Source organism: uncultured Duncaniella sp. (assembly GCF_910578445.1).
GTDB lineage: Bacteria > Bacteroidota > Bacteroidia > Bacteroidales > Muribaculaceae > Duncaniella.
In genome coordinates this window covers 52,588-60,344 of sequence record NZ_CAJTQC010000019.1, presented here as the reverse complement: position 1 = coordinate 60,344, position 7,757 = coordinate 52,588, and the positions used below count along the sequence as shown (strand labels likewise).

General features: G+C 44.3%; 8 protein-coding genes. 6 read left to right on the top strand and 2 right to left on the bottom strand.

Translation table 11 applies throughout. From position 1 onward, the window contains the following. From QZ311_RS08715 to QZ311_RS08690, 6 genes are all read left to right on the top strand, one after another. A partial coding sequence (locus QZ311_RS08715) for a hypothetical protein (protein WP_297066774.1) occupies window positions 1-203 on the top strand: 203 nt, incomplete at its 5' end. Window positions 204-234: 31 nt separating this feature from the next. Further along, on the top strand, window positions 235-432 hold the full coding sequence (locus tag QZ311_RS08710) for a hypothetical protein (protein ID WP_297066772.1): 198 nt from the start codon (window positions 235-237) through the stop codon (window positions 430-432). A 281-nt stretch (window positions 433-713) separates the two neighbouring features. After that, window positions 714-1,709, top strand: a complete 996-nt coding sequence (gene dusB / locus QZ311_RS08705; RefSeq protein WP_297066770.1) for a tRNA dihydrouridine synthase DusB — start codon at window positions 714-716, stop codon at window positions 1,707-1,709. A 58-nt stretch (window positions 1,710-1,767) separates the two neighbouring features. Beyond that, entirely contained in the window at window positions 1,768-2,466 is a 699-nt protein-coding gene (locus tag QZ311_RS08700) for a DUF2807 domain-containing protein (RefSeq protein WP_297066768.1), read from the top strand. Window positions 2,467-2,505: 39 nt separating this feature from the next. Next, on the top strand, window positions 2,506-3,996 hold the full coding sequence (locus QZ311_RS08695; protein ID WP_297066766.1) for a lipopolysaccharide biosynthesis protein: 1,491 nt from the start codon (window positions 2,506-2,508) through the stop codon (window positions 3,994-3,996). A gap of 668 nt (window positions 3,997-4,664) precedes the next feature. Continuing rightward, window positions 4,665-5,516: a GLPGLI family protein gene (locus QZ311_RS08690; RefSeq protein WP_297066764.1), complete on the top strand. Its 852-nt coding sequence runs from the start codon at window positions 4,665-4,667 to the stop codon at window positions 5,514-5,516. 172 nt (window positions 5,517-5,688) lie between these two features. Here QZ311_RS08690 and QZ311_RS08685 read toward each other — a convergent pair whose 3' ends face one another. Both QZ311_RS08685 and QZ311_RS08680 read right to left on the bottom strand, forming a co-directional pair. Then, window positions 5,689-6,429, bottom strand: coding sequence for a DUF2807 domain-containing protein (locus tag QZ311_RS08685; RefSeq protein ID WP_297066762.1), 741 nt, complete (start codon window positions 6,427-6,429; stop codon window positions 5,689-5,691). A gap of 148 nt (window positions 6,430-6,577) precedes the next feature. Further along, window positions 6,578-7,750 carry a dicarboxylate/amino acid:cation symporter gene (locus QZ311_RS08680; RefSeq protein WP_297066760.1) on the bottom strand — a complete coding sequence of 391 codons (1,173 nt, stop codon included), beginning with the start codon at window positions 7,748-7,750 and terminating at the stop codon, window positions 6,578-6,580. Window positions 7,751-7,757 lie beyond the last annotated feature (7 nt).

Below are 7,757 nucleotides of genomic sequence, written 5' to 3'. Positions count from 1 at the left end.
TTAGTAACTACTTCCTATTTTTATTTTTGCCCAAAACGTTTAGGACAATATTGGTCTTAATGACGCAAATGTTAAATTCGGGTTTGTCAGATGACAAAATTTTGGACTTTTTTGCTAAAAATCATGACTTGGCGGAAAAAACTCTAAAAAAAGTTTGCCAAGTCGATAAATTGTCTTACCTTTGCGCTGTTTTTGAAGCTTAAAATTGTTTTATAATTTAATCAAAAAGAAAAAATGAAAAAGTTAGTTTTATTACTCGCTGTTGTATTCAGCGCATCACTTTTCTCTTGCGGTTCTTCTGACAAGGCTGCCGCTGCTGCTGATACTGCTGCTGTTGTAGAAGAAGTTGCTGTTGTAGAAGAAGTTGCTGTTGATTCAGTTGCTGCTGACAGCGTAGCTGCTCCTGCTGACTCTGCTGCTGTTGCTGAATAATTTCGGCTCTGCATAGTCGCAACTTTCTTAGACAAGAAAAAATTAAGCTGATTGCTCTGATTGAGAGTGACCAGCTTCTTTTTTTATACCATTTTCCGTGGATATTGGCGGTTTTGACCAATAGATAGCCATTTGAAGATTGTTAGATAGGAATAATAGAGAAAAATTTGCTAATTTTGCTCTTGTAAACAGACACGTCGGCTATTTATGATGACATATTTATGTAATGTCCTATTCGAGATAGATTGTCCGTGCGCTTTGTCTTAGCCAGTTAATGACCAATGAAGATAGCAGATATAGATTTAGGGGAGCGACCTGTGATGCTCGCCCCTATGGAGGATGTGACCGACCGCTCATTCCGGCTCATTTGCAAAGAGCAGGGGGCTTCGATGGTCTACACTGAATTTGTCAGTGCCGACGCGCTTGTGCGCGACATTCCATCCACTACCCGTAAGCTTGCCATTGATCCAAACGAACGGCCTACGGCCATACAGATTTATGGACGTGAGGTCGGGCCGATGGTCGATGCTGCAAAAATTGTTGAGGCCGCGTCGCCGGATATTATAGATATAAATTTTGGTTGCCCGGTGAAAAAGGTAGCCGGTAAGGGAGCAGGCGCAGGCATGTTGCGCGACATTCCCAAGATGCTTGAGATAACACGTGCGGTGGTCGATGCGGTCAATCTCCCGGTGACGGTGAAGACCCGGCTTGGATGGGACCATGAATCCAAGATTATAGTGACGCTTGCAGAGCAGCTTCAGGATTGTGGTATCAAGGCGCTTACGGTTCATGGCCGCACACGCTCTCAGATGTATAACGGATCTGCCGACTGGGAAATGATAGCGCGTGTCAAAGAGAATCCGCGTCTTACTATTCCTGTTATCGGAAACGGAGACATCACCACGCCCGAGCTTGCCCGCGATGCTTTTACCCGTTATGGTGTGGACGGAGTCATGGTCGGACGTGCTTCAATTGGCGCACCTTGGATATTCAGCGACATACGGCGGTGTATCGACGGCACGTCTGGAGAATCTGTCGGGATTAATGAAAAATTCAATCTCCTTCGCCGTCAGATTCATGAAAGCGTGGACAGGATTGACGAGTATAGGGGAATTCTTCATATACGTCGTCATCTCGCGGCCTCTCCTTTGTTTAAAGGGATATTTAATTTCCGTCCTTTGCGCATTGAAATGCTCAGGGCTTCTAATCTTGAGGATTTGCTCGCAATTCTCGATCGGGTAGAAGAAATTGTCCTGAAAAATCAGCCGGAGGCTTGAGGTCGGTAAATTGCCTTAGAACTGAAGAATATAAATTAATCAAAACCGAAATAAGAAAATGAAAGCATTTGTTTCCTTTTTACTTCTGCTCGGATTCGTGGGCAGCATGCAGAGTGCAAATCTTGTAAAATATGAGCTTAATGTCAATGAGTTCCATGAACTTAAAGTTGTCGACGGCATTAATGTGGTTTACTCGTGCAATCCTGATTCCGCCGGCAAGGCTGTCTTTACCTGCCCGGCATCACAGGCTTCTGCATTCATATTCAACAATAAAAAGGGGAAACTTTCGATGCAGGTATCGACTGAGAACGTCGGAACAAGCAATCTGCCCACCGTTCATGTTTATTCTACATATCTGACTAAGGTCGAGAACTCAGGCGATTCGCTGGTGAAGGTGGTGAACATTGCACAAGGACCGAAATTCTCTGCAAAACTGATTGGCAACGGACGTCTTGTTGTCAATGATGTCACTGTGACTGAAATGAATGCGGCCATATCGACCGGCAATGGAACATTGGTGGTGAATGGCAAATGTGAGCATGCGAATTTTAATTTCATGGGAACAGGTGTCATTCAGGCTGACGGCCTTGAGGCTCAGACCGCCTCTGTCAAGGCCGGTGGTACAGGATCCATAGGCCTCTGGGCCATAAAGTCGCTTTCAGTTATGGGCGCGGGCAGCACGAAAGTATATTATAAGGGTAATCCTGAGATAAAGAACCGTTCGGTGGGAATAAAGACATTCCCCATCGGTCAGTAGAAAAGGTGCTTCATCATTAACAAGAAATCCTGATTAAGGATGGCGGAAATCCAAAATGAAGATGAGAGCCTGAAGGTCACTGTCGCACGCACTATAAAGTGGAATGTGATTGACCGTGTGTCGTCGCAAGTACTTTATGCCATCACCGGCATAGTGCTTGCGAGGGTGCTTTCACAGGAGGATTTTGGCCTCGTGACGGCGATTCTTGTATTTCAGGCATTCGCCTCGTTGTTTATCGACAGTGGATTTTCCTCAGCTTTGATTCAGCGCAAAGAGCCGACACGTCTTGACTACTCGACTGTCTTATGGTTTAATCTCGGCGTGGCTATAGCTTTGTATATAGTGCTGTTCTTTGCTTCGCCTTGGATTGCGCAATTGTTTGGCGGTGACCAACGGCTGATTCCATTGGCAAGGGTGATGTTCCTTTCATTCATTCTAAATGCCAGTGCGATTGTCCAGACCAACATACTTATGAAAAAGATGGAGGTCAGGATGGTGGCCGTCAGCAATTCAATCGGACTGATTGCCGGCTCTGTGGTCGGCATCGGTCTTGCAGTCACCGGTTGGGGGGCATGGGCGATGGTATGGCAGACAATTGCCATCGGAGCTGTGAAATCCTTGATTTTGTGGACAACCGGAGGGTGGAGGCCGCTATGGGCTTTTTCGTCAGAATCTCTTCGTAGCTGTTTTGCCGTTGGTAGCGGTGTCATGTTTTCGTCGTTTCTCAACACGGCGTTCCAGAATATATCAGGTTTTATCATTGGTCTGAGAGCCGGACTTGTGCCGTTGGGTTACTATGGTCAGGCCGACAAGTGGAGTAAGATGGGCGTCATGTCCCTTTCTCAAGTCTTGACAGCGTCATTTCTGCCATTGCTGTCAAAGGTGCAGGATGATTCGGAGCGTTATGTGCGCATGTGTGCGAAGACACATCGTTTTACGGCCTATCTTCTATTTCCGGCAATGGGCTTGTTGATATTGATGGCGCGCCCTATTTTCCACACATTGTTTGCCACTAAATGGGATCCGTCGATAATACTTTTCCAGATTCTTTTAGGTCAGGGCGTTTTTACGGTGCTGATGTTGCTTTACCGCAATTACATATTGGGGCTTGGGAAAGCAAAATTGCTTGTCGTGACTGAAATTGTCAGGGACTTGGCAGCGATTGTCGCTATAGTAATAGTTTTTCCTTACATCGGTCTGGAGTCGCCGGAATCGCCGGTTGAAGGTTTGAAATATCTGCTTTGTGGACAGTTTGTGGCTTCGGCTATTACGTGGGGTGTGACGCTTTACTATGTCATTCGGCTTACAAAACGTTCGCTATGGGCATATATGCTTGACATTGTCCCTTATTTTTTTCAGACTGTGCTCATCTCGATTCCGTGTGCGTTTATAGGAAATCTCGATTTGCAACCATTAATTATATGTCTGTTGCAGGCAGTTATATTTGCCGGTTTGTATTTGGGCGGAAATTTCTTGATGAATTCAAAAATACAGCGTGATGCGATCGGCTACTTTAAGGGTAGGCTGTAGAACGTCAGGTGAAAAATTAAGGGATATATATATTATGTATATATCTCAGTTCGTAGAATGATGTCTTAGCCGAGTCGACTTGATTCCGAGATATCGAATAAAATTATGTGCGTTAAATTTTATTGTCTGATTGACTCAATCATGATTCCAGACAATTATAATAGGACGCAGACTGGCGTGATAAATGCTGTAAAAAAGAGAGTCGTGTCGTATATGGATTTATACTTTGGAGTCACTTTTTGAAAACGTGTGGACTCAATAGGCGGCCTTAGCCTCGGAATCTGTAGCTGGGGGTTGCGGCGGAACTGCGGGTGATATACAGAGTCAGTTTGAAAATTTAATTAATAATGCAATCAGACTAATGATTGTCGTCAAACGTATGGTGGTGGCCGTATCATTGCTTCCTGTGGATAGCGACTGGTGACGCGCTTTGAAATTGATGCCTCTAAGTTGAGATATGCAAATGTCTAATATTACATAGTTATTAAGGGAAATTAACATGTTATTACTTGTAATATTGTAAATTTTACCTAAATTTGCAATTGCAGAACTATAATGATGTGCAGATACTTAATCGTGTAGACTATACAAAGTCTAATGTTTATATTTTTGACTAAAGTAACTGTTTTCACCATGAAAAAGAAAGAACCTAATTATATCCACTGCTTATGAAAAAATATATCTATACATTGGTTTTACTTCTGTCATTTTCTTCGATTTTGGCAGAGGAAAGGGATATGGCTAAACTGAAAGCCCAGTATGTCGCATGGAAAAGTTATGATAATAAAAAACATGATAACCCCCGTAAGCGTGAATATAAATACATTCTGCAAATAGGAGATGGCTTATCATATTATTATGATCCTCAGACCTATTATGTTGACTCTCTTAACAATGATCCAGCGGGATGTGCAATCAGAGACAAGGTTATGGGAGATGCTTTCAGGCAAGCCCGTGACACCGGTGAAGATCCCTTTAAATTGATGAGAGAAAAAGGGTTAATGGCAGATAGCAGATATAAATGCAGGAAAAATTTCTCAACTAACCTGATAACAGTCTGGGATAGCAATGGTGACATATATCAGTATGAGGTTGATATGAATGATCTTTCATGGGAATTGTGCGATTCGACAACGACGATCCTTGACTATGAATGTCATCTTGCGACGGCGGATTATCACGGTCGAAGATGGACGGCTTGGTTTGCTCCGGAGATTCCTGTTCAGGATGGTCCGTGGCAATTATGCGGTCTTCCAGGGCTTATCATGAAGGCTCAGACAGACGGTGGTGAATATGGATTTGAAATCACAGGTCTGCAAAAATGCAGTGAGCCATTCAAGCCGACTCTTATCAATCCTGATAAACTCTTCAAGACTAAAAGAATATCATTTTTGAAGATGAGAGATTATAGCCGACGCAACAGAAGCGCGCAGATAGCTGCCATGACCAATGGAAAGGTAATAGTAAATGCTGATTACAAAGGCACTATCGATTTCCTCGAAACTGATTACCACGAGTGAGACAGAAAAACAGTGTCGTAGAATGACATAATGGTCATGGAATCAATGATGCCACTCGTCGTCGGCGCTCCATTGGCTGTCAAAATTTTATAAAAAGTTAGCGGAACATATGGATGGCCGGAATGGCATTCCATATGTTCCGCTTTTTATCTGACTAATGGCGTGATCGATTTTAATTTTGTGAGTTGACGCGTATTGAGCCTCCGATTGACTTGTCGACTTTCGAATTGCGGACGGTAAGCCCTGAGGCTTTTATAGAACCGCCGCTTGATGCGGAAAAAGAGCCTTTCGTAGAGATGCCGGCGACTTTGATGGATCCACCTGATGATGCCTCGCAATCAATCGAAGCTGTGGAGACATTGTTGACACTTATGGATCCGCCGGATGATACTTCGAGTTCTGCCTTGTTGGCCTTTAATTTTTTGATGCTGATTGCTCCACCTGATGTCGCATCGAGTTCAACACGGCTGCAATCTATTGATGTAAACGAAATTGAAGCGCCTGATGATGCTTCGAATTCCATTTTACGTGATGAAATTGAAATCGGGACATCGCATCTGACAGATGCGGCTGCCGAAACATCAATTTCGTTGACCATCGGTGCGCTTACCGTAACGATTACACCTTTGATTTGGCTGCCGTTACGATTGCCAAAGCGGTCTCGTTTAGGCGATATTTTAAGGGTCTTTCCACTTATGCGTACATCAATATTCGCGATTCGTTTTGAATCTCCTGAAATCTTGACCGTGGGGTTGTTGCGATTTCCCGGCTGGTAGATAATCTTTACTCCTGCACTTGCTTCAAGTTCGGAGAATGGTTGGCGTATGTTGACGATTTTTGTTTCAGCGGATGCTGAGAATACCCCTAATCCCAATACGAGAAACAGAAGGGTGATAAGTGATTTTTTCATCATTATAGTGTAGTTTTCGTTAATTTTAAAGTTCTTAATGAGGGCCCGGATAGTTAACGTTTCTATATATAAGACGGAGAAATCACGGATTAGTTACAATAAATTTTAGATTTTTTATAATATATTGATAATCAGAGTCTGTTATCACGGCCTATTTTGTGGCAATTGGTTTGTTTGGCGTGAAGATCCGGTCGATTATTGCGGCTATAGCTCCGTCGCCGGTGACATTGCACGCTGTCCCGAAGCTGTCCATCGCGATGTAGAGAGCTATCATCAGTGCCACCATCTGCTGGTCGAAACCAAGGATTGATTGCAGTAGCCCGATTGAAGCCATTATAGCTCCGCCGGGGATGCCGGGCGCGGCTATGATGGTTATGCCAAGCATGCCGATGAAATGACAGAAGAGACCTAAATCGTGTGGCTGGTCGTGCATGATCATCAGCGCAAGCGCGCATGCGACTATTTTGAGCGTACTGCCGCTCATGTGGATAGTGGCGCATAGCGGAATTACGAATCCTGCTATGTCTTCGCTTACACCCATTTTTATGGACTGGCGTAGTGTCACCGGAATTGTGGCGGCCGATGACTGTGTCCCAAGTGCCGTAAAATAAGCCGGAAGCATGGTGCGCAACATTGTGAATGGATTTTTGCGCGCAAATAATGCTGCGATGCAATATTGTAGCACCAGAATGAAGACATGGAGGATAAAGATGATGACTATTATTTTTATGAAGCATTTCAATATCATCCCCACCTGTCCTTCAAGGGTCATGTTTAAGAAGATGCCGAAGATGTAGATAGGCAGAAGTGGAAGGATGGCGGTGTCGATTGTCTTTGAGACAATATCACGGAATTCGTCGAAGCCTCTGCGAAGGGCAGTCTCTTTGACAAATGCCATGCCAAGCCCGAACATAAAAGCAAAGACAAGCGCCGTCATGACTGTCATAAGAGGTGGCATTTCGATATTGAAAAATGGCGATATTTTCGGCGTATCGCCGAGTAGAGCCATCCCTTGTTCACCGCCGATGAGAGACGGGAATGACAGTGAGCCGGTGAAATAGGAGAGTATTCCGGCAAAAAATGTCGCGGCATAGGCTATGGCGGCTGTGACGACAAGCAGTTTGCCTGCTCGTCCGCCGATGTCGGCGATAGCCGGTGCTACGAACCCTATTATTATCATCGGAATCATGAATCCGAGAAACTGGGAGAAGATTGAATTGAAGGTGGCCATTATCTGAGCAAACCACATCGGCGATATGTATCCGATGGCTATGCCGAGAACGATGGCTATTAGTATTCGTGGTAGCAGACCAAGTTTTTTCATGATTTTT